The organism is Erythrobacter sp. S259, assembly GCF_057364965.1.
In genome coordinates this window covers 2,273,464-2,293,329 of record NZ_CP200286.1, presented here as the reverse complement: position 1 = coordinate 2,293,329, position 19,866 = coordinate 2,273,464, and the positions used below count along the sequence as shown (strand labels likewise).

17 protein-coding genes, 1 tRNA gene and 1 pseudogene are annotated in these 19,866 nt (G+C 54.3%); 11 read left to right on the top strand and 8 right to left on the bottom strand.

All coding sequences use genetic code 11. The features are described from left to right. Positions 1-19: 19 nt before the first annotated feature. Complete coding sequence (locus AC0V60_RS10925) at positions 20-658, bottom strand: recombinase family protein (protein WP_486178487.1); 639 nt, start codon at positions 656-658, stop codon at positions 20-22. Between the two features lie 188 nt (positions 659-846). Here AC0V60_RS10925 and AC0V60_RS10920 point away from each other — a divergent pair, with 188 nt between their 5' ends. Continuing rightward, positions 847-1,122 carry a hypothetical protein gene (locus tag AC0V60_RS10920; RefSeq protein ID WP_486178486.1) on the top strand — a complete coding sequence of 92 codons (276 nt, stop codon included), beginning with the start codon at positions 847-849 and terminating at the stop codon, positions 1,120-1,122. After that, positions 1,112-2,467, top strand: a complete 1,356-nt coding sequence (locus AC0V60_RS10915; RefSeq protein ID WP_486178485.1) for a hypothetical protein — start codon at positions 1,112-1,114, stop codon at positions 2,465-2,467. The genes AC0V60_RS10920 and AC0V60_RS10915 overlap by 11 nt, the downstream gene beginning before the upstream one ends. A gap of 108 nt (positions 2,468-2,575) precedes the next feature. On the opposite strand, the gene AC0V60_RS10910 is transcribed toward AC0V60_RS10915, so the two are convergent. The 4 genes and pseudogenes from AC0V60_RS10910 to AC0V60_RS10895 form a co-directional block, all read right to left on the bottom strand. After that, entirely contained in the window at positions 2,576-3,787 is a 1,212-nt protein-coding gene (locus AC0V60_RS10910) for an RNA-dependent RNA polymerase family protein (protein ID WP_486178484.1), read from the bottom strand. Positions 3,788-4,233: 446 nt separating this feature from the next. Beyond that, positions 4,234-4,941 (bottom strand): site-specific integrase, encoded by a 708-nt coding sequence (locus tag AC0V60_RS10905; protein ID WP_486178483.1) that lies wholly within the window; start codon positions 4,939-4,941, stop codon positions 4,234-4,236. A 29-nt stretch (positions 4,942-4,970) separates the two neighbouring features. Then, entirely contained in the window at positions 4,971-5,765 is a 795-nt protein-coding gene (locus AC0V60_RS10900) for a hypothetical protein (RefSeq protein WP_486179525.1), read from the bottom strand. A 3-nt stretch (positions 5,766-5,768) separates the two neighbouring features. After that, positions 5,769-5,927, bottom strand: a pseudogene (locus AC0V60_RS10895) (DUF6538 domain-containing protein); the annotation flags it as partial. A 441-nt stretch (positions 5,928-6,368) separates the two neighbouring features. On the opposite strand from AC0V60_RS10895, the gene AC0V60_RS10890 reads away from it, so the two are divergent. The 7 genes from AC0V60_RS10890 to AC0V60_RS10860 all read left to right on the top strand — a co-directional run bounded on the left by AC0V60_RS10890 (position 6,369) and on the right by AC0V60_RS10860 (position 12,388). Next, positions 6,369-7,613 carry a tyrosine-type recombinase/integrase gene (locus AC0V60_RS10890; protein ID WP_486178482.1) on the top strand — a complete coding sequence of 415 codons (1,245 nt, stop codon included), beginning with the start codon at positions 6,369-6,371 and terminating at the stop codon, positions 7,611-7,613. Beyond that, entirely contained in the window at positions 7,610-8,203 is a 594-nt protein-coding gene (locus AC0V60_RS10885; protein ID WP_486178481.1) for a hypothetical protein, read from the top strand. Before AC0V60_RS10890 ends, AC0V60_RS10885 begins: the two co-directional genes overlap by 4 nt. 94 nt (positions 8,204-8,297) lie before the next feature. Then, positions 8,298-8,486: a helix-turn-helix domain-containing protein gene (locus tag AC0V60_RS10880; protein WP_486178480.1), complete on the top strand. Its 189-nt coding sequence runs from the start codon at positions 8,298-8,300 to the stop codon at positions 8,484-8,486. Between the two features lie 398 nt (positions 8,487-8,884). Next, positions 8,885-9,661 carry a toprim domain-containing protein gene (locus AC0V60_RS10875; protein WP_486178479.1) on the top strand — a complete coding sequence of 259 codons (777 nt, stop codon included), beginning with the start codon at positions 8,885-8,887 and terminating at the stop codon, positions 9,659-9,661. 2 nt (positions 9,662-9,663) lie between these two features. Continuing rightward, positions 9,664-10,800: an AAA family ATPase gene (locus AC0V60_RS10870; RefSeq protein WP_486178478.1), complete on the top strand. Its 1,137-nt coding sequence runs from the start codon at positions 9,664-9,666 to the stop codon at positions 10,798-10,800. 617 nt (positions 10,801-11,417) lie between these two features. Further along, positions 11,418-11,921, top strand: a complete 504-nt coding sequence (locus AC0V60_RS10865) for a hypothetical protein (RefSeq protein WP_486178477.1) — start codon at positions 11,418-11,420, stop codon at positions 11,919-11,921. Positions 11,922-12,220: 299 nt separating this feature from the next. Further along, on the top strand, positions 12,221-12,388 hold the full coding sequence (locus tag AC0V60_RS10860; RefSeq protein ID WP_486179485.1) for an HGGxSTG domain-containing protein: 168 nt from the start codon (positions 12,221-12,223) through the stop codon (positions 12,386-12,388). Between the two features lie 39 nt (positions 12,389-12,427). On the opposite strand, the gene AC0V60_RS10855 is transcribed toward AC0V60_RS10860, so the two are convergent. Together AC0V60_RS10855 and AC0V60_RS10850 are read right to left on the bottom strand one after the other, a co-directional pair. After that, the gene (locus AC0V60_RS10855) at positions 12,428-16,327 is read right to left on the bottom strand and encodes an SIR2 family protein (protein WP_486178476.1); all 3,900 of its coding nucleotides are present in this window, start codon (positions 16,325-16,327) and stop codon (positions 12,428-12,430) included. A 162-nt stretch (positions 16,328-16,489) separates the two neighbouring features. Beyond that, positions 16,490-16,580 (bottom strand) — tRNA-Ser (locus tag AC0V60_RS10850). A 547-nt stretch (positions 16,581-17,127) separates the two neighbouring features. Here AC0V60_RS10850 and AC0V60_RS10845 point away from each other — a divergent pair. After that, entirely contained in the window at positions 17,128-17,991 is an 864-nt protein-coding gene (locus AC0V60_RS10845; RefSeq protein ID WP_486179484.1) for a DUF1134 domain-containing protein, read from the top strand. Between the two features lie 69 nt (positions 17,992-18,060). Beyond that, complete coding sequence (locus AC0V60_RS10840; RefSeq protein WP_486178475.1) at positions 18,061-19,248, top strand: amino acid aminotransferase; 1,188 nt, start codon at positions 18,061-18,063, stop codon at positions 19,246-19,248. On the opposite strand, the gene AC0V60_RS10835 is transcribed toward AC0V60_RS10840, so the two are convergent. Continuing rightward, positions 19,238-19,711 carry a hypothetical protein gene (locus tag AC0V60_RS10835; protein ID WP_486178474.1) on the bottom strand — a complete coding sequence of 158 codons (474 nt, stop codon included), beginning with the start codon at positions 19,709-19,711 and terminating at the stop codon, positions 19,238-19,240. The two genes, AC0V60_RS10840 and AC0V60_RS10835, sit on opposite strands and share 11 nt — an antisense overlap. Positions 19,712-19,866: the final 155 nt, after the last annotated feature.

Below are 19,866 nucleotides of genomic sequence, written 5' to 3'. Positions count from 1 at the left end.
GGGGGCCACGACCAAATTGTCAACGCCGTACTCTGTTTAGCACTCTCTTGACGGTCATTGGGTGCCACCTGCCTCCGCCTGCAGTAGGCACATTGTTGCCTTCGAGAAAGCTGGCGATCTCAGTAAGGGTGGTTATTCCCTTCGCTTCGGCCAACTCTAAGTAGGGCTCGACAGCTTTTGCATGCTCCAATGCGGCCTGGGAGTTCTGCTGAGCCAATACCTTTCCATTGACACCCAATGTCACCCCGCGCTTCTTTGCGGCCGCTAAGGCGGCCTTAGTTCGCTGCGAGATCATATCGCGCTCGTGTTCAGCGAAAGCAGATAGGATATGCAGCATTAGTTTGTTCGCGTATGGCGCATCGACAGCCACGAACTCAACTCCTGCCTCCATGAGCGATGATACGAAGGCTACGTTGCGTGCAAGCCGATCTAGCTTCGCGATAATGAGCGTAGCCTTTTGGCGTCTGCAAACTTCGAGAGCCGCTTGGAGCTCAGGGCGGTTCTTTTTGCCACCTGATTCAATTTCTATAAAAATCTGAATGATGGTCTCCCCAGTTTGCGAAGCGTAGTTCTCAATGCTGGTTCGTTGAGCTTCTAACCCTAATCCTGAATGCTGCTGTTTCCCTGTGGAAACTCTCAGATAGCCAATAAGAGTCATAGCTCCTGATCAAGTAAAGGGTGGTTTATTTGTTAAATCTTGGACTGATTGAATACCAATGTACATTGCAAAACGATTCTTGATTTTGCATACTGACTTTGTTCGGAATTTTGGAGCGAATCTATTGATGCAGTTAGACTAATTTGCCCCAGTTTCGGTTCTGAAATTTCTAATGGGAGGAATATTTGATGCTTGAAATTTCTACTGGAGACGAAGAAGCAAAAGCTATTCTCAACGAGATTGCGCAATCAGCAGAAGACCCGGAGAATGTCTTTGTAGCACCCGTAGCAGGTCACGGTGGGATGGACGTGCTGACGCTGGTCATCGAAAATTATGGCACTCTCGCAACGGGTACTGCGGTGCTAATTGCAACTTTGAAGGGTAAGATCCCCGATATCACAATCACCAAAGATGGAATGGAAATTAGGGGAGCTTCGAAAGAGGCCGCGCTAGATGGCAAGTGAGAGCCACCCACGTTGGCTGAGACACTTCTTACGTTCGAAGCAAAGCTATGTTCGCGAAATCGCTCTCGAAGATGCATATTGGTCCCGCTTGCACGGTATTTATGACGCCTTAGCTCCAGCAAACGCCGATCTGCTGGGCCTATTCCCAATTGCAGATGAGGAGCAATCAGCTTGCATCAGCTGCAACCCTGATGGGGCGGCGATTTTTTTCGATTTGGGTCAGTCGATTATCCTAAAGTCGGCGTTTTCGGCTCAGTTTTCTGATGATCCCGAGACGGCGACTTTTGAGCTCTTTAAGGCTGCTGGCAGCTTGAGGGTTAGCAAGATCGATGGATGGTACTCGGAGCGGCTAGGAGATGTTTCAGGCCCGCGATATGAAGGCCCTCCAATGGTTAGACCAGAGATATTGGCGGCCGCACAAGGGGCATTTCGCGAGTACCTTAGCCCAAGCTTCCAGCCACTCTTCAATGATGTAATCGACGTGTCGATAATCGCGCACGAAATTTATCACTATCGATGTCACGCTGGCATACCCGACCCTTCCATCTCCGATTGGGTTTCGAAGCACTTTGACGATATCGTTGAATTGGCGAGGTTTGGAGAAGAGTTATCGCCCAGCGGCCTTATGCCAGAAGAGCAGCGAGATCGTTACGAACGAGAGAGAGAGGCCAAGAGGCTCTTCTATCTCTCAAACAGAGAGCAGGTGTGCGAAGAGATAGCGTGCGATCTCTTCGCATTAATTGGAGTTGTTACGATATTGAGTCAGGGTTTCGACCTAGAAGAAGAGTCGGCCTCAGCAATCAAGACAATTCTCGCGAGCTACAACGTCTCGCTGAACTTGCATCAGCTCCATCTTGCATTTCTCGACTATAGCCATTTTCGCATGGATAATGACCTAACCGTTGAACTGCCCGGCAGCCACTCGTTCTTCAATCTCCGACGCATTGCTGTGAATCGGTATTCGTCTGAGCTGTTCGCCGATATGTTTAGTGACGCGGGTGCGCCAAGAAGTCGTTACGACCGGATGTACGCTGAAATTGGAGAGCATCTCTCCAATCTCTATGTTGAGATGTCTGGCAGAGTCCTTATGCCCACAATCCCGAGGCTAATGAGCGGTTTCGCTGCAATCAATGACTACGCGGACAGAAAAGGACGGCCCCCTCAAGAGGGTCAGCCCGACCCAAAGCACCGTCTAGCATTGTCGTATTTGCCACCTAGACTGGATTCCCCCTCTGTAACTCAGATGTTCGGAGAAAACCGCTTCGGCAATGGTCGAAATTGGATAATCATGTCCGAGGCGGAAGCGTTCGAACTCGTTATGGCAAGCCAAACTGCTCACTCGTAACGAACGTCTCACGATATTTGGCTGAAGCACCGTAAGGAGCTACGCCGATTCCGCAACTTCAGCGTCGAGCCGCTCTTTCCAGTTACATAGAAGGTGAGAATGCTCAGGCTAAGTGAGCTCCTCATATGCTTTCATCTGCCCGATGTGGCCCATGATTTCGCCGCCCAACTCCACGGCATGAGGTGAGAAACTATGGGCGATCATCCAGCCTTTGACGCTCCTCTCAAGCGCTAGAAAGTCGCCCGGAGTCTTGGCGTCGCCTGCTAGGCTGATAATCTTGTTTGCATAGTTCCCAAGCCTGAGTTCGTCTGACCGCTTTTTCAGCGCTCCCTCTTCCCATTGGTACCAGCAACCACAAAAGAAAAACCGCTGGTCACCAGGGACGAAAGTGTTGCGATGGGCGAGTTCGCCGGTGACATCAAAACCGACATGATTGCCGACCTGTGTGTCGAGGGCCTTTTTCAATGACGGGATCGATTGCGCATCCTCGATCAAGAAGATCAGATTATCGCCGTAGGCGCCACAACGGACGCCCGGACAGCTATCTGCAATTGCATGCAAAATGATCTTGATGACTAGCTCAGAGACAATGCTGGACCCCGCCGCACCCAACGGGATACCCCGTCCCGGTGAACTCACGCCAGCGAATGAGGTGGTGTTGGAGAGAATGACTTTGTCTAGGCTATCATTCAGGCCACCGATGAAAGGCTTTCCTCTATCTTTAACATCGAAGAGGACCCTTTCAATGACTCGCTTCAGATGAGGCAAGCCGCTCAACACAGAATCCCTTTGTACCAAATCAAAGTATCTCGGAATATCTGTCGTGAATACGAATTTTGCTATGGGGAGATACTCCGCAAGCCATAGTTCAAACTTTGGAGGCCCCCCGTTGCTCATGAACTGAGTGGGGAGCAGCTCGTTTGTCCGTGTGAGGACCATTCGCAGCAGCGCATTTCGCGTCGATTCAATTGGGCCCAAGCTACAATGCCAACGTACTTTGCCTGGATAGCGCTCTTTTCTCACTAACCAGACCGGTTCTTCACACTTGGCCCACATGTTGATCTGGTCAGCCTTGGGTAGCAGCGGCAGGATGGGTGCCTCGGCCCCGTCCCGCTTTTGCACCACATCGACAAGCGTCGCAAAGATGCAGTGTGGATCAGAGAGAATCCGTCGAATACCTCGTTTCTTTTCTCGATTGGTTTTGTCCGCGTTGAGACCGATTGTTTCCATCATGCGATCACGCTTCTTGCGAGCACGCTTGCAGAGGTGTCGGGCGGCTTTTTCGTCGGGAGCGTCCAATATCATGACTTCTGCTTCCACTGCCGCCGACCATATACAGCAACGTAAAGGTTCAAGCTTGATTGCTCATATCGGATAGGCGAGTTTCTTTGGGTTCCTAGTTTCACCCACATCGGGCCTGAACACTCCATCCGCCATCGCGCTAGCGTCCAAACGCTAACCCCCAAAAAATCTGCCGCCTCTTTCGGTGTGCAAAGCCTGTCTTCCATGTCCGGTCCCCGATGCAATCATTCGCACTGGTTTCGACACCCAAGGAGCGCAGCCGGTCAATGCAAACAACCGGACTTGCGCTGTGGCTAAAGGCGCTAGGGCCTCATCCACGATCCTCCTTGATACGCAGGTAACACCATAAATATGCAAAGCTCAACATAAGTCAACATAAAAATACATAATATTTCAATGGTTTATTGCAAGTAATTGCACCAGAGGAGCTTTGTCATTTTTCTACAGTTTCTGCGTGACGAGGGCTATTCACCGCTCTTTTTGGGGATCACGCCAGTCAGGTTTACTGGCATTTTTACTTCCGCCATCGCCTTCCAGAGAACGTCGATGTCCGCGCCTTCGCCGTAGTGCTGGTTCTCGGACTTGTTCGAGTGGCCCATGATTTGATTGACCGTTTGGAGAGGCGTTCCCGTGTTACGAAACGCGTCAATCATGGTGTGTCGGAAGGAGTGAAAGACCAGCTTCGGATCATCCAGCCCAACACTCGATAAGAACCGCCCAAATTTCTTTGAGTAGGCAGTGGAAGCACTTCCGTCCGCTCCATAATTCACTCTGAAGAATATCCGCTTGCGCGATCGGGCTAGCTTTCGTTGTTGGCGAACAAATTCTCCGAAGCCTAACGAGAAGAGGTCGGGATGAAGCGGTACGATACGAAGACCAGCCTTTGACTTCACATGCTTGAAATCAGCGTCACCGTCCTTGCCACTACCCCCATCGTTTATCGAGATATGCGGGTAATCGCCTTCTAATATGCAATCAGAAAAATGCAGCTGGATCAGCTCACTAAGCCTCGCACCGGTGTAGTAGGCGAGGATTGGTATCCAATAGTCGTCATCTTTCGGAATCACGTCCCCAACTTGATTGCGGCGAGCATACGATTTGCAGCCTGTGTAGCGCGGAGCACTAAAGATCGCCTTGATCTCATGTGTCTTGAAGGAGTTGCGTGACCTCACCCCCTTTGGTTGCTTTGGCCCGTGCACCCTCAGGCCAAGGGCTGGGTTGGTCGAAATAAAGCACTTCTCATGAGCCCACGCAAAAAGGCCTGTGGTCCTTGCGAGAATCCCCGACGCAGTGCTGGCCATGATTTGGCCATTGGGGTTTTCGGTCTGGCGTGCCTTGAAAGTCGTCGCCGCGGAAGGTGGGTGCTTGCGCCTAAGCTTGAGAAGCTCGTCAGGAAATTTTGCCAAGTCCTTTCGTGTGATTGTTTCCGCGATCCGGTCACCGCCCAGATAATCGGCCAACAGTCTAAGCTTCGGCGCATGTGTTCGAAGCGTCTTGGGCCGCCACCTCTTTTTTCTGCGGCAAGATACTTTTCAATCAGCTCGTTCAAGGTCAGGCCCACACCAGCCGCGTAGTCTCGGGGTGCTTCACTAAAGAGCGGGTCTTTCGGATTGTACGGTGAAACGCTGTCGTCCAGACGATGGAGAAAACACTCGTCGACCTCTATGAGGACACGTGCGAAACCTTCGGCGACCGCTTGGAGCCGCTCTGCCGAAGCACCCGCGAGCGATATACCTTTCTCCTGTGCGAAGCGTTGGGCCAGTGCGGTGGCCTTGGAGGAATGACTTCCTGCTTTCGTTAACACTTTGAGATCACGTTTGTGTTCTTCCGCAAGCGCCCGCTGTTCGTGCCTCTCCTCCCACAAATCGACTTCGGACTCGTTGTTCTCCTCGTCTGGAACATACGGGCGATCAACTTGCGTTCGCATTTCAGCGAAGCAGTCCCTGATCAGGTTGGCCACTTCTTGTTCCGACAGGTCGTCCAATTCTCGCAACATCTCAAAAACCCTTTTGGCTTTCGATCCGATAGAGGACGCCAAGATGCGTGCATCGTGAAACCGCATAGGTCCTAAGACCCGTCGCAGTTCTACCGTGCCCACACGGTCCACCAAATCAGCGGGTACCCGAATCCTGAAGTAGAACCCTGATGGCCGCCGCATCAGGTAAGGGGCGCGCACTAAGGCGTCCTCACCGGATCAGTAGTTATCAAAAGACCGTCTATTGGGGGTTCAATTCGCTTCCATGGAGCGACCTGCTTCCCTGAGACCATTGGTCGTGGGTTGCACGGTTTGCTGCAGGTGGGCCTGCTCGCACAACTAGAGGGGGTCGCCTCGTCCTTGTGGACATCAGTGTGGACACAAAAGTTCCGGCACAGATGCGCAACGACACCGAGGTAGTGCCGTTTCAGTGCTTTACAAGAGGGGTGGCGGAGACGGAGTCCGCCAAACTTTAGGCCTGTGAGGTTTTGTACGGTTCTAATTTTCACAGCCTTTGAGTTACTTGCTGGATTATCAGCTTGAAATCGGTTCGTTCTAGGCCAATACAGTTCCCATAAAATCACCGCTCTATCGGGGAACGGTTTTGGGAACAGGGGCTATTCTATGCCGCGCAAGCTACATAATGCGCTCACCGCTCAATCAGTGAAACACGCGAAGCCCGGTCGTCACGCCGATGGCGGCGGTCTTCAATTGCTCGTGAAAGAGAGCGGAGCGCGTTCGTGGGTCTATCGTTACATGCTCAATGGGAAGTCGCGTGATCTGGGCCTTGGTTCGGCTGGCTCCGATGGTTTGTCACTGGCAGCAGCACGCGATGAGAGAGACGCGCTCAGGCTTAAGGTGAAAGCTGGTATCGACCCACTCGTAGAACGCGCCACGGAGGCTTCTGAGGCGCTCGCTGAGGCTGAGGCCGCCAAGGCAGCGCAAGTGACATTCAGGGATGCTGCTGAAGCCTACATCGCTGTCAATGAAGAAAGTTGGCGCAATCCGAAACATCGGCAGCAGTGGCGCAACACTCTGGCAACTTACGCGCATCCTGAGATTGGAGATATGCCCGTTGGTGAAATTGAAACAGCTCACGTCCTGCGAATCCTAGAGCCGATTTGGAAAACTAAGCCGGAAACTGCCAGCCGCATTCGTGGGAGGATTGAAACCGTTTTGGATAGCGCTAAAGCGCGCGGCTATCGTGAAGGTGAAAATCCTGCGCGTTGGAGAGGCCACCTTGCACAAATCTTACCCGCCCGAACAAAGCTGTCGCGAGGTCATCACAAAGCCATGCCCTACGGCGACATTCCGGCTTTTGTCCAATCTCTGCGGGATCGGGAGGCGGTAGCAGCGTTGGCACTCGAATTTGTAATTCTGACTGCTGCACGATCCGGTGAAGTGATTGGTGCAACGTGGGCAGAAGTCGATATGGAGGCAGCGCTTTGGACTGTGCCAGCCGAGCGCATGAAGGCAGGAAACGAACATCGTGTTCCGCTTTCCCCTCGCGCTCTTGAAATTCTCGAAGAGGTGAAGGCGCTGGGCAGTGAATACCTTTTCCCCGGTGCGCGTGGCGGTAAACTGTCTGGTATGGCTATGATGATGCTCATGCGGCGGATGAACGTGGATGCAACCGTGCATGGCTTTCGCTCTGGCTTTCGCGATTGGGCAGCGGAGCAAACAGGCTACTCGCATGAGGTTGCAGAGATGGCTTTGGCGCACACCATAGGCAATGCCGTGGAGCGTGCCTACCGACGCGGCGATTTGTTTGAGAAGCGGCTGCGATTGATGGCCGATTGGTCTGACTATCTCGCGATTGATGGCAAAGCCTCTTCCAAGGTTACGCTGATCAGGGGCGCGGTAGCGTGAAGGACCAACTCCCGGTCTGGTTGAATCCTTACCAACTCATGGCTTGGGTTCGGTATCGAGATGCAGAGCTTGCCGAGCAAACCGAAACCGCAACGCAGCTTGCAGCATTGCTGTTTTACGATGACAGAAAAATCATCGCCGGTGAGAAAGAGGTCACGACTGCGTTGCAACAGGAACGGTTGACTGCATACGGTGCGAAGGCAGAAGAAGACTTCGCGCCAATCCCGTCAGTCGAATGGACGCGACTAACGGTTGCGCCTCAAAATCCGAAACGACTTCGACCCTATGTCATGGTCCAATTCCGGTCTTCTGACGTTGTAGCGCAATTCCCATCGCTCGCAGAACAGGTTGGTGTTGAAGTAAGCAACGATGACAAGCCGGTAGCTGCCAAAAAGTCTGCCGAAGAGCAGTGTCGCGCTTGGCTGTGCGAAGAATTTGAGAAAGACGAAAAGCAAAAGAGAACCAAGGTTTCATTCAAGGAAGAAGCGCTGGAGAAGTTTCGTCCCGGTCTTTCAGAACGTGGCTTTCTGCGCGTTTGGTCGGCGGCAGCTCCCGATGCTGGCCGTTCGATGCCCGGTCGTAAATCATAGCGCCGTATCGATACGCCAATAAATCGTGCCGTCTATTTCTCGCTGAAAAATCAACACAGATTCTGCCTCGTTTCCATAGAGACCGAGGTGAACCATGACTGACCAAGACAATGAAACTGCCAAACTCGCCTACAGCATCAAAGAAGCGATGCACGCAACGAGCTTGGGCAAGACCACCATTTTCGCTCACATCAAGTCGGGGCGTTTAGAAGCAAAGCGCATCGGCGGTCGCACTGTGATCCCTGCTGCGAGCCTGCAAGCCTTTATCGCAGGGGGCGAATGAGACATGCGCCAGACATGCGAAACCCCGCGCGGTGGCGGGGCTTCGTGGATTAGCTTGGTCAGCGCTTCCACGAAGTTTGATAGTCCCAGCAAGCAATCGCCGCAAGCACTCCCTCGTTTGATCGCGGTCCACATCGGTCGCGAACATTTGCACAGCCGTCTCAGTGGTGAAAGCGATGGCTGACGCTTATCCCTGCATCACCGGAGGCAAGTGCATCGACCTCGCCAGCCAGAATGCGGCTGAGACGGAAATCGCGCTATGATCAACCTACAGGCTATCGCCAGTCACTATGGCGGCACCTTCTCTGGTAGCAACGCGCTTATCCCAACCCCGGCCACTCTCGCCGAGATCGAGGGACTTCGATCACACTGTGCCCTGATGCACCTGACGGCGTGCTGGTGCATTGTTTCAACGCGGACGGCTCTATCGCATTGTCAGTTAAAAACATGCTGCGTGCTGACGGGTTTCTGCCACCGAACAATGGACGCGGACTGACTGTATCGGAACGGCGCTCCATTCAGCAATCTGAGCTTGCCCGTAAGCGAGAGCGGCTGCGGACTGAGGAAGCGGCAGCAGGTTCCGTTGACAGTATCTGGGCGACTGCCAGCCGCGCCGATCCCGCGCACCCCTACCTTATCTCCAAAGGACTGAAGCCCTTTGGCATTCGCCAATTTGGCAATGCCTTGTTGGTGCCGATGTTTGATCCACGCTTTCGCCTTTGGAACATGCAACGTATCCAGCCCGATGGTTTCAAACTGTTCTCAAAGGGCGCTCGAACGGCTGGTTTGTTCTGGCCTCACGCAATTCACTCTTCCGATGGCAAGCCAACTACGGGGCCACTGGTAATCGGAGAAGGCTTCGCCACGATGGCAGTTATCTACGCCGAGACGGGATTTGCAGTTGCGGCTGCTATGTCCGCGCGCAACCTCGAAACCGTCGCGCGGTCCATGCGCAAGCTGTTTCCGACACGCAAACTTGTGATCGCAGCGGACGATGATCGTCACTTACAGGATAATGTCGGTCTGCGAGAAGCAATGAAGACCGCCCAGGCTGTTGGCGGGGTTGTGGCTACTCCAAGGTCGGAAACCTGCCCAGCGGACTCCAGCGCCGATTTTGCGGACATTCTGCGCCGCGATGTTCCCGGACGCATCGAAGCGGCACTGTTGGGCGAATGACTATGGCAACAAAAGCAACGAAGCCGATGGACTATGCCAACACCGATCTGAATGAGGCGAGCGAAGCAATCGCGGCGGCGGCAATTCAAACCCTCGACTGGAATGCTCTTTCGAAAGTAACGCCTGCCCCAAAGCAGTTCGTCATCCCTAATCTAGCCCCAGCCGGTGAAGTTACGCTGTTCACAGGGCCAGGGAGCGCGGGCAAGTCGCTGCTGGCGCAACAATTGGCAACCGCGCTTGCGGCTGGCGTTCCGACGCTTCGCCTAGATATGGGCCAAGCCCCGGCGATCTATCTCACCTGCGAAGATGACGAGGGGCAATTGCACTGGCGGCAATCGCATATCTGCGAGGCGCTGGGCGTGCCGGTCGCCAGCCTTGCGGGCAAGCTGCATGTGGCAAGCCTTAGAGGTGCGCTCGACAACGCATTGGAGTCTGAGGGGTCGGACGGTGAGTTAACCCTGTCCCCCGCCTATTATCGCCTAGCGGCCATGATCCGGCGCACCGGAGCCAAGCTGGTGGCGCTCGATAACGTGGCGCACCTGTTCACCGGGAACGAGAACGACCGGGGCGAAGTGACGCGCTTCGTCAACGCGCTCAACCGGCTGGCAGGCGAGAGCGGCGCGGCCATCATTCTTTTGGGCCATCCGAACAAGGCAGGGGACAGTTATTCAGGCTCAACTGCATGGCTAAACGCGGTCCGCTCGCAATTCACAATCGAGCACGATCTGCAAACTGACATGCGCACGCTAACAGTCGGCAAGGCCAACTATGCCCGGAAAGGCGAGCAACTGCGCTTTGCATGGGTAAATTGGGCCTTCGTGCTGGAGGATGATTTGCCGACCGAGACGGCGCGCAAGCTGGCCGACGCAGCTAAGGCTCACGCGGGGAATGAAGCCTTTCTCAAATGCCTCGCGCTTTGCACTGAACAAGGGCGGAACGTCTCGCACAAGCCGGGGAGCAACTACGCTCCCAAGATATTCGCCGGGATGCCTGCGGCCAAGGGCATGAAGAAGCCCGAATTTGAAGTGGCAATGGAGCGGCTGCTCGGCCTCAACATTATCGAATGTGATGCGGACTTGTGGCGTGGCGATGATCGAAAGACCCGGCGCGGTATCCGGCTGGTGCAGAACGGCCAATGAGCGCAGAGACCCCTTCCAAAGTGCGGCGACCCCCTTGCAGCGACCCCTTGCGGCGAACGCGGCGGCCCTCTCGCCGTTCCTCTCGGCAATTCATGCGGCGACCTTGCGGTGAAGGTGCGGCGACCTCCCCCTTACTAAGGTAACGCGGGCGCGACCTCCTATGCTCGGCGCGCCCGGTTCCTGTAGAGTGATCTTTCGGTGCAACGAACGACGGTAAGGCAATAAAGAAGGCTACATTAGTGCTCTTGATGCTTGCCTGAACCCCTTCGCATCGCGCGTGCGCACGCGAGATTGTCTCACATGTCGCAAAGTAGCAGAGTGTGATGACGCGGTTGCTATAGCTGGGATGTTGGAAATATTCTCGCAGAACCGGTTGCAGTCAATGCAGCTCCTGAGCTAACGAAATCAAGCCGTTTGGGTCTGAACAGCCTTAACGGTGCACATTTAGTGCTGATCACGAGTCCGCCCATGTCGGGTGGCCTCCGAATACAACAGCCCTCCGGCGAATAAGGAGGGTGCGCTTCCTCGTGATCGCGCATGTTCAACCTCCCGGCACCAGCCGGAAAATGAGGTCGAGCATAGCGAATCTGAGCCGCGTTTGCCGATGGTCAGAGGCAATGGACGAAGAACTAGTCTGGGGAAGCCTGATCTTTGCATGGGTGGTCTTGGCAACGATCCCTTACCTGTATGTTTCTGTGCTTTCCTTCGTTGGGAATGAGGCTCCCGCGAACAAGTCCATTGATAAGTTCGGAGTGCCGTGGGTTCTGACATTCGGCGGATTGATCGCGCTTTGGGCGCTAGAAGTTCAAGCTGCGCTTGCCATACTTTATGGGAGTTTAGTCGCCATAGGAACAATCGGTTGGGCCATTACGAGTCTCGTCAAGAGACGAAGAGAGCCAGCCCTGCCCACTAAATCTCTTCAGTCCGAAAAAACACGAGGCGATGAGCAAATGTTATTATCGAAAAGCCAGCGGTACATCCTGATCGCAGCTGCTGCTTTGATTGGGTTGATACTGTTCGTACAGATCGGTGAGGAAGGGCTTGAGGATTCCCCTTGGATGATCGGACTACTGGTAATTGCTGGGCTGCTTCTCTTGGCCTTTGCTCCTAGCCGAAAATAGTGCTGGTTAACCATCACGCACGCGCATGCGCGACCAGTTCGCGCGCGCGCGCGAGATTGTGCCATATCCCAATGCTATTTCTCTGTCCCATTTGCTTTGCTGACCAGTTGGACTCAAAAGCTAACTAGGCGCAAAGTTTGGGCACGGAGGCAATTTTGGATGAATCCAATCAAGCGAAGCTTAGGAATCTCCTGCGCGCACATTATGAAGAGCATGACCGCGTTCAGGCTGAATGGCGGGCACGCAGATATTCCTATCCGCCTCCCAAGGCGGTCCCATTTCCTGAAGAGTGCCGTGGTATGGAGTGCGGCGCAAAGACACGCGCGGGCACGCCTTGCAAGCGCCGCGATCTGTTTCGGAATGGTCGCTGCAAATTGCATGGTGGAATGAGCACTGGCCCGCGCTCTGAATCGGGGAAGAAACGCAGCTCGATGAGCTCCAAACAGACGAACCCCAAGAGGGGTTGATAAAACTTAACCTTGAAATTGATTTAGAGGTGCATCCGTTCAGTCAATTAGGCCACTAAGTCGTCGGTATTCAGCGGTCTCTTGTACTGTCGGATCAAAACTCACTAATGCTCTGATTGCCTGTCCAAAACCGTATGGAACCTGCACCCTGTCATCTCCGGTGATCGCATTGAGTAGCTGAAGCGTCTCCCTTGGAAATTTCTGCGCAAATTGCTCTGTGTCCGCGTCGTTCCCATTCCTATTGCGGTAAATGCGGTAGGTGAACATTTCGCCATGTTGCAAGGGCCGAACTAGAGGAAGGATTGCCTTCACAACAGCAGGGAAATCATCTCCTGAATGCTCTGCAAGACGAAGAAAGCTTCTAGTGGCATCGGTACTGCGATAGCGCAGCTCTTTCGGCCATGAGTGTTCAATAAATGGTTGAACAAAGCCCTCCCACTCCCCTCGCCGTGAGAAACAGTCGGCAAGTGACCAAATCGCATGGCTTCTACCTGCGTTGTCGGTTTCTCGCAGCACATCTCGAACTTCTGCAAACGTGAAGACAGCTCCTTCATCGAGCAATGGGTTTGCCAGATTGACCATCCCAGCAATCAGGTTTCGACGACCTTCAAGTGCCATGCTCCACGGGCTTTGGCCTTTGATGATAGACAGCCAATCGGGTTTGAGCATTCGGAAGACTTCAATAGGCAATTGCTTCCGGTCATACATGAGTCCGTGCCAAGCGGCTTCGCTATGAGCGTCATTCAAAGCGAATTTAGGCAAAAGGAAATCACGAGACCAATCTTTGTAACGATACTCAATCCAGGTCAGGTGAGAGGTCAATGTTGCAATGGCGTGCCCGCCGCCATCTCCAGGCGCTCGCGAGAGAGTTTCGAACCGCCTTGCTAAGTTCCCGTTTATCCATCCCAGCGGCTTTCCTCTATTCGCGGTCACTCTCCAAAGCGCATCAGTCAGATGCCCAATGGGACTATTTATTGCCTTGTTGATCGAGACCTGCGATTCAAGTTGGACTTCTCCAGCTATCGTGGCGTTGCCCATACTGCTCTTCGTAAACTCAGGCGGAGCATTCAAAAATGGTCCAAGGAAGCCATCGAATACGCTAAGCGCGTCGGGGCGACTTACTCTGTAAAAGGCGCGCATATGCGCTCTAAGCCACTCGCCGCTGTAATACCGCAATTCAAGAGCCTGATCATCGCTTAAGCTGGCTACGGTCTTTGCAACCAGCCATCGCAATCGAAGCGAACTTTCTTGCGGCCAAGTCGAGAGTAGATCAATCCAAAACTGCGTTGGAAACTCTCCATTCTTCAACGCGAGGCGCAGTGCCGAGAGAGCCTTGAGGGGGTTAGACTGAACCAATCCTTTGAACGGCTTGAAGTGCTTCAGCTCGCCAAACCGTTCTTCGGTCCCAGCTTCTGCTCGTTCTAATATCTCGCCGATGAACAAATCTTCGAGACCCTTTGTGTCTGTATCCTCGGCTATCCAGCCGCCCTTGGGGCCGTAACTCTCATCGGCCCCGCGAGCGTAATCATCATTCCAACTTGGATCGACTTTCTTGAACTTATCAAGTGCCTGCTTTGCTTGGTCGCTGAGGTCGCAGCCGTGTAGTTCGATCCACCTCAGCCGGGACGCAATACTGCGGGCTTTCCGTTTCTCGAACGGTTTTGTCTCTTCGTCTTCCCAGTGGTCTGGTCCGTCGGCAATCCGAGCCTCAAGCATTCTCCGTTCTTTAGTGCTGAAACCACCCCATCGCTGTTGCAGCAATAGCAGAATCCCGCGTTGAGCATAGGTGTCCCAAAACGCATTATTCGGCAGGCTGAGAAGCTCATCGCAAGATTCGCTATCAGTGAGAAATCCATGCAAAGTCGCAGCCCAGATTCGCAACTTTGCGAACACCTTTTCCTCATCATTTGGCCAAGAAGAAAACTCGGACTTGGCCGCCTCCTTGTCGTGCGCCAAGAGCTGCTGAAATAGTGCTTTAACCCAAATAACCAGCTGATCTTTGTCATCGTGGTGATATGGTTCATCAGGGTCTTCTGTCGGATGAAGGTTTGGAGAGCGCCAGAACCAATCTCCAATCTCAGTAAGTAACTCCAGAACGCGGCTCAGGCTGCACCTGATGACCTTTATGAAATCCGCCAGATGTTCATGCGGAATTTCAAGCTTCGAGTCATGGCGAGAGAGTGCCGTGACTTCCAAACGCGTCACATTCTGAAGATCGATCTCGGCCCATCCTTCTGCTGGTGGTATTGGTCCACCGTAAGGACGGGCCGTTGTAACAAACGGGCGCGCGCAGTCTTCGAGATATCTCAGGGCAGACGGTGTCCATCCAGTCTTCTTCACTAGCGCTTCAAAATCATACCAAGGGTATTCATTATCATTGAGAGGCTTTGCCTCAGCCCGCTCGATATAAAACGTCCAAAATTTGGCAGCTTGGTCCGGAAGTGCCTTCCCATTGTGACCACGCAACCGGTTTGAGATTTGCAAAAGGACCTGGTTGTTAATACTGCTCCATCCCGAAGCCCACCAAATAGCTGCTGGTTGATCGCAGACCGATGCTATCCAACTTGATATGCTACCAAGCCTCGATGGAAGTCGGTTATGAAAGACGGGGTGGCTCCCTTGTAGCCGTGGGCGATCAATAACAGCATCGGCATTCCTGTCGGCGCTTAAGGGATCAGCTGCGCTTTCTTCAAACAGCCGATTAGAGGCACTTGGCGGTCTTGGGGGATCATCATCCAGCCCATACATATCATGAGGGTCAATTTCTTTAGCTCCGTCCTCGAAACTCGCCTTCTTTGGCTTCGCATACCGAGCATTGGGATCAAAAACGCAAAGCCATTCAGCAGGTGGGGGAGGGTCTGCCTCAGCAAAAGCCTTAGCTCCGTTCACGGTCCGGATGAGGTCGGTAACCAGCCCGCGTTCAAACGATTTGAGATTGCGCGGGCCGCGCCGCGCCAATTCGACGACTGAAGAATGCCACTTCTCAGGTTCGGTCGCTGCGTCTGCCCAAATACGAATGGTTTCCCACAGCAAGGAGTGATTGTCTTTGGGCGAATAGGGAATTGCAGTGACCCCCTTGTCGATCCAATTCTCGATGCTTTGACCGTCTTCATCGGGTGCGAATGCGTAGATTGGGTTTTCGTAAGTTACTCCGTCACGATCGTTTAGGCCCTCGAGCAGATACCTCATCGGTGGATCATCGGCGCTGTAGCCCAGGAAGACCAACGTGTGGCGTTCACGTAACTCTCTGACGAAGCGGCTGGCCCAGCCTTCTGCCAAATACGCACGTCCAAAGTCTGGACTGCTGATCACATAGTTTGCAGGTTCGCCCAGGCTGGTATCGGTCAGCCTTCCATGCAAATAGACAACACCGTTAATTTTTTGATTGAGGTCTAGCCTCGGTAGCGCTGGTGGCACGATTGCCTCCACCTTTGGATCAGCCCTTTCAAAGAGCCTATCAAAGTTTGTCGTGACCAACTGCGTGTCGCCGGTAGAGGTTTGAGACAGGCGCAGAATATTGCGGTGGTGAGCCAGAGTTCGTGCTTTCTTGCCTGCTAACGCGGTGAAGATTTGGCGGTCAATTTCAGGGCGACCGTACTCCTTCGACAACAACGCGAACACTCGGTCGTAAGCGACTCCGTTTGCGAGCGCTTCCTGCGCTGCATTGCTTTTCAGAACCTTTGCGAACTTCGCTCTCTTACCGCTGCCAAACTCATCCGCCAGCAAGTCGGCGAGAAGCTCGAAATCGACGCCACCTTCAAGGGCTTTTTGCGCTGGCTTACTGTCCAAGCTTCTGGCCACCCGGTCTGTAAGTCGCCAAAAGGTGTCAAGTCCGGCTGGCACCGAAACACCTGCTCCGCAGAAGAAAATCACATTCCCGAGAGTCTGCTGTTCAAGAAGGTGCAGTGGTACCGCTGGTCCATTCTCGATAAAACGCATGCCGCAATCTGATGACGGTAGCCCACACGAGTCAAGTGGCAGGTATGATCCTTGCTAGTTGTTCGAGCCATTGGACATAGCGCCAAACCAGCAGCCTATCGGGGAGCGTTTATGGTAACGCAAAGTTTGATTGAAAAATTGTCCAATGAAATCAGGGCTAAATGGCGGAGACGGAGGGATTCGAACCCTCGATACCCGTAGTAGGTATGGTTCCTTAGCAGGGAACTGGTTTCAGCCACTCACCCACGTCTCCGCACGACGCATCTGTTTGCGTTCGGCTTTAGGCGGCGGGCTATAGTCAACGCTTTCATGGGCGGCAAGAGGTCAATGTGCATGAATTGCACCTGTTCAGGGCCTGACGCACCGGTGCAGCCTGCGTAAAGCTTACTAGTATTAGAGCGCAGAGGCGCGGTGAAAGCGATTAACGCGCAGCCGTCATCTTCGGCTCGTCGCGTTTTCGATTCGTTTGACCGACAAGAGCGTTGCCGCGCGCGGTCAATACGGTTCAGCTCCAGCCGGGGCGAATGCATCATGTGTTCAACAGCCGCACAAAGCAAAAGGTGTTTGAAATGCTCAAGTCCATTTTCTCGGTACGCAATCCTGATGGACGTGCTCCTCAGGTTTTGAGCAGGGCAGCGGTCCTTTTGAGCGCTTTGGGATTGGCAATAGCAAGCGTGTCTGGTCCAGTGAATGCTCAGGCGCTCGAAACTTTTGATCCCGATGCGGCGTTTGAAACCAGCGTCCCCAATGATATTCCCACTGATATTCCCGGCGAGATTGCGAGCGATATCCCGGGTGAAATTCAGGGCGAGGCCGGTGAGGTCGCTGAGGCTTTTCCGGCGGCTGACAGGTTCCCTGATAGCACCGCGATTGACGCTGATCTTGGCCGCCCGAGTTTCGTCGGTGACAATATCACTGACCAAGCTGTATCTTCTACAGACACCAATACGGGCGGTTTCCGGACTGCCCCTTCGCTCAGCCCTGTAACTGGAATGCCAGCACCGGCGCGCGGTGCGCCAGCTGAGCCCGGATTTTCGGATGACTTTTCGGATTACGCCAATGGAGAGGCGGGTGCTGGCCAAGGCGTGCCGCAGTGGCGCGATCCGCAGCAGGGCGAAGTCAGCGCTGCGTCTGCTGCTCAAGCTGGCAATCAACCTGGCAATCAAGCTGGCAATCAACCTGGAACTTACGGACAAGACGATTTGATTGGCGCGGCGGAAGGCATCTTTGGCAAAGGCGCCAAGGGTCTTGCCGGGATGATCGAAGACCTTCTGAGGAAGCAGGGTGAGCCCAACGGATACATTGTTGGGCGCGAAGCGGGCGGCGCTTTCATATTTGGCGCGCGTTATGGTTCCGGCACGCTTTATCACAAGGTCGAGGGCGAGCGGAAAGTCTATTGGACCGGTCCATCCCTTGGGCTTGATGCAGGCGCAAATGCGGGCAACACCTTTGTTCTCGTCTATAATCTGTTCGACACCGAAGACATCTTCAAACGCTATCCTGCAGGTGAAGGCCAAGCCTATCTTGTGGGCGGCTTGCACGCGAGCTATGTGCGGCGCGGCGATGTCGTGCTCATCCCCATTCGCATGGGCGCAGGGCTCCGGCTTGGCGTCAACGCAGGCTATATGCGCTTTTCCAAAAAGCACCGCTGGCTACCGTTCTAAACACGGCTCACCGCGCACAATCTCCAAAGGTGGTTGCAGCGCGGCGCAAGGTGAGTATGAGGCTTGCCCATGCTCGAAAGACTCCAAGAACAAAACCCGGACGCGCTTCTGGCGCTCATCAAACTCTACGCAGCTGATACGCGCGGCGATAAAATCGACCTTGGCGTCGGTGTCTATCGCACCGGGCAAGGCGGGACCCCTGTGTTCGGCGCGATTAAGGGTGCGGAGCAGTGGCTGGTCGATAATCAGGACAGCAAATCGTACCTCGGACCAGAGGGCGATATGGGCTTTGTTCACGCGCTGATGCCGTATATCTTCGGTTCGAACGCCACCATGGGCGGGCGCCTTGAAGGGATGCAGACGCCGGGCGGAACGGGCGCGGTTCGTCTTGCTATCGCTCTTGCTAAACACATGGGCATTACCAAGCTCCACATGGGCACACCGAGCTGGCCCAACCACGCACAGATCATCAAGGACGTCGCGCTGGAGTTTCAGGCGTTTGACCATGCCAATGCTGATGGCACGGCCAACGCCGACGCGGTGCTCGCTGCAATCAATGGCGCAGGTCCGGGCGAGGCTGTTTTGATCCATGGCTGTTGTCACAATCCGACGGGCATTGATTATTCACCCGAACAGTGGGAAGCGATTGGTGATGCGCTTGTCGCCAGCGGCACTTTCCCGATTATTGACACCGCTTACCAAGGCCTTGGCTTTGGTATGGAAGAGGACGCGGCCGGTATGCGCTCCGTCCTTGCCAAAGTGCCTGAGGCGTTCATTGCTTACAGCTGCGACAAGAACTTTGGCATGTACCGCGACCGGGTTGGCGCGTTCTACATCCTCGCCGAGAAAGGCGAGGAGGGCAGCGCTACCCTTGCCAAGGCATTCTCAAACGCCAACGCTCTGGCCCGCGCAAGCTGGTCGATGCCGCCTGATCACGGTGCTGCCGCCGTTCGCGTGATCTTGCGCGATCCTGAGCTGACGCAAGCGTGGCTCGATGAACTTGAGCAGATGCGTGCGCGCATGCGTCAGGTCCGCGAGTATCTTGGCGAGGCGGGTCAACAAGGCTCGGTCGACCTTGCTCCGCTTGCAACCCAGAATGGGCTGTTTTCAACCTTGCCGGTTTCTAAAGAGCAGGTGATTGAGCTTCGCGAAGAACACGGCATTTATATGGCAGGCTCTGGCCGCATCAACATTGCGGGTCTCACCATGGACAACATCGACAAGTTTATCGGCGCTATCGCTGAGGTTACGGGCTAGCAGCTTGTCTCTTAGGAGGCGGCATTGACGCCTCATTTTTGGAACAGCGAAGCGGGGTTTTTTCAAAGTTTGGCTCCTGCTTCTTTGCGCCCCGCTTGGCCCCGCCCATGCACACCGGATTAAGGCGCGATAACAGCCGCAAAAGCGCGGTATTGTCGGGTTTGTGGACTATAGAGAGCATACGTCCGCGATAGATCACAGGGCGCAGGAACCCCACCTGAGACCGCCAAAACAGCTCTCTATGTGTCAACTTTCGCCAATCGGGCCGGCGGCGGTGCTCCAGATTGGCCTTGGTTTCTCGCTGTCCGCGCTTTTTGGGGCCTGCAAGCACCTTGTCCCAGCTCCTTGCAAAACTGTCAGCGCCAGGCCGCTTGCGCAGTTTATAAGCGCTCGCCCGGCTGCGCCCCACCGCTTTGGCGGCGGCTTTGACCGAGCCGGTGACATAGAGCTTCGCCAAAAACACACATTGCGTCTGCGCGCTCCACCCGTCTTTGCGTCCCCGCTGATTAACCGGGATAAAGGCGGGCGGGCGAGACCGGGTAGAGCACGGTTTGCAGGAGGCTTGAGAAGGCATGCCGCAAAGCAAGGCACATCAAGGCGCGAGTAGGAAAATGTTTT

Coding starts and splice junctions, on each gene's coding strand:
- AC0V60_RS10865 (WP_486178477.1), top strand. CDS start 11,418: ATGGACGAAGAACTAGTCTGGGGAAGCCTGATCTTTGCATGGGTGGTC.
- AC0V60_RS10855 (WP_486178476.1), bottom strand. CDS start 16,327: ATGCGTTTTATCGAGAATGGACCAGCGGTACCACTGCACCTTCTTGAA.
- AC0V60_RS10870 (WP_486178478.1), top strand. CDS start 9,664: ATGGCAACAAAAGCAACGAAGCCGATGGACTATGCCAACACCGATCTG.
- AC0V60_RS10890 (WP_486178482.1), top strand. CDS start 6,369: ATGCCGCGCAAGCTACATAATGCGCTCACCGCTCAATCAGTGAAACAC.
- AC0V60_RS10900 (WP_486179525.1), bottom strand. CDS start 5,765: ATGTTGCGAGAATTGGACGACCTGTCGGAACAAGAAGTGGCCAACCTG.
- AC0V60_RS10840 (WP_486178475.1), top strand. CDS start 18,061: ATGCTCGAAAGACTCCAAGAACAAAACCCGGACGCGCTTCTGGCGCTC.
- AC0V60_RS10915 (WP_486178485.1), top strand. CDS start 1,112: ATGGCAAGTGAGAGCCACCCACGTTGGCTGAGACACTTCTTACGTTCG.
- AC0V60_RS10925 (WP_486178487.1), bottom strand. CDS start 658: ATGACTCTTATTGGCTATCTGAGAGTTTCCACAGGGAAACAGCAGCAT.
- AC0V60_RS10880 (WP_486178480.1), top strand. CDS start 8,298: ATGACTGACCAAGACAATGAAACTGCCAAACTCGCCTACAGCATCAAA.
- AC0V60_RS10920 (WP_486178486.1), top strand. CDS start 847: ATGCTTGAAATTTCTACTGGAGACGAAGAAGCAAAAGCTATTCTCAAC.
- AC0V60_RS10860 (WP_486179485.1), top strand. CDS start 12,221: ATGGAGTGCGGCGCAAAGACACGCGCGGGCACGCCTTGCAAGCGCCGC.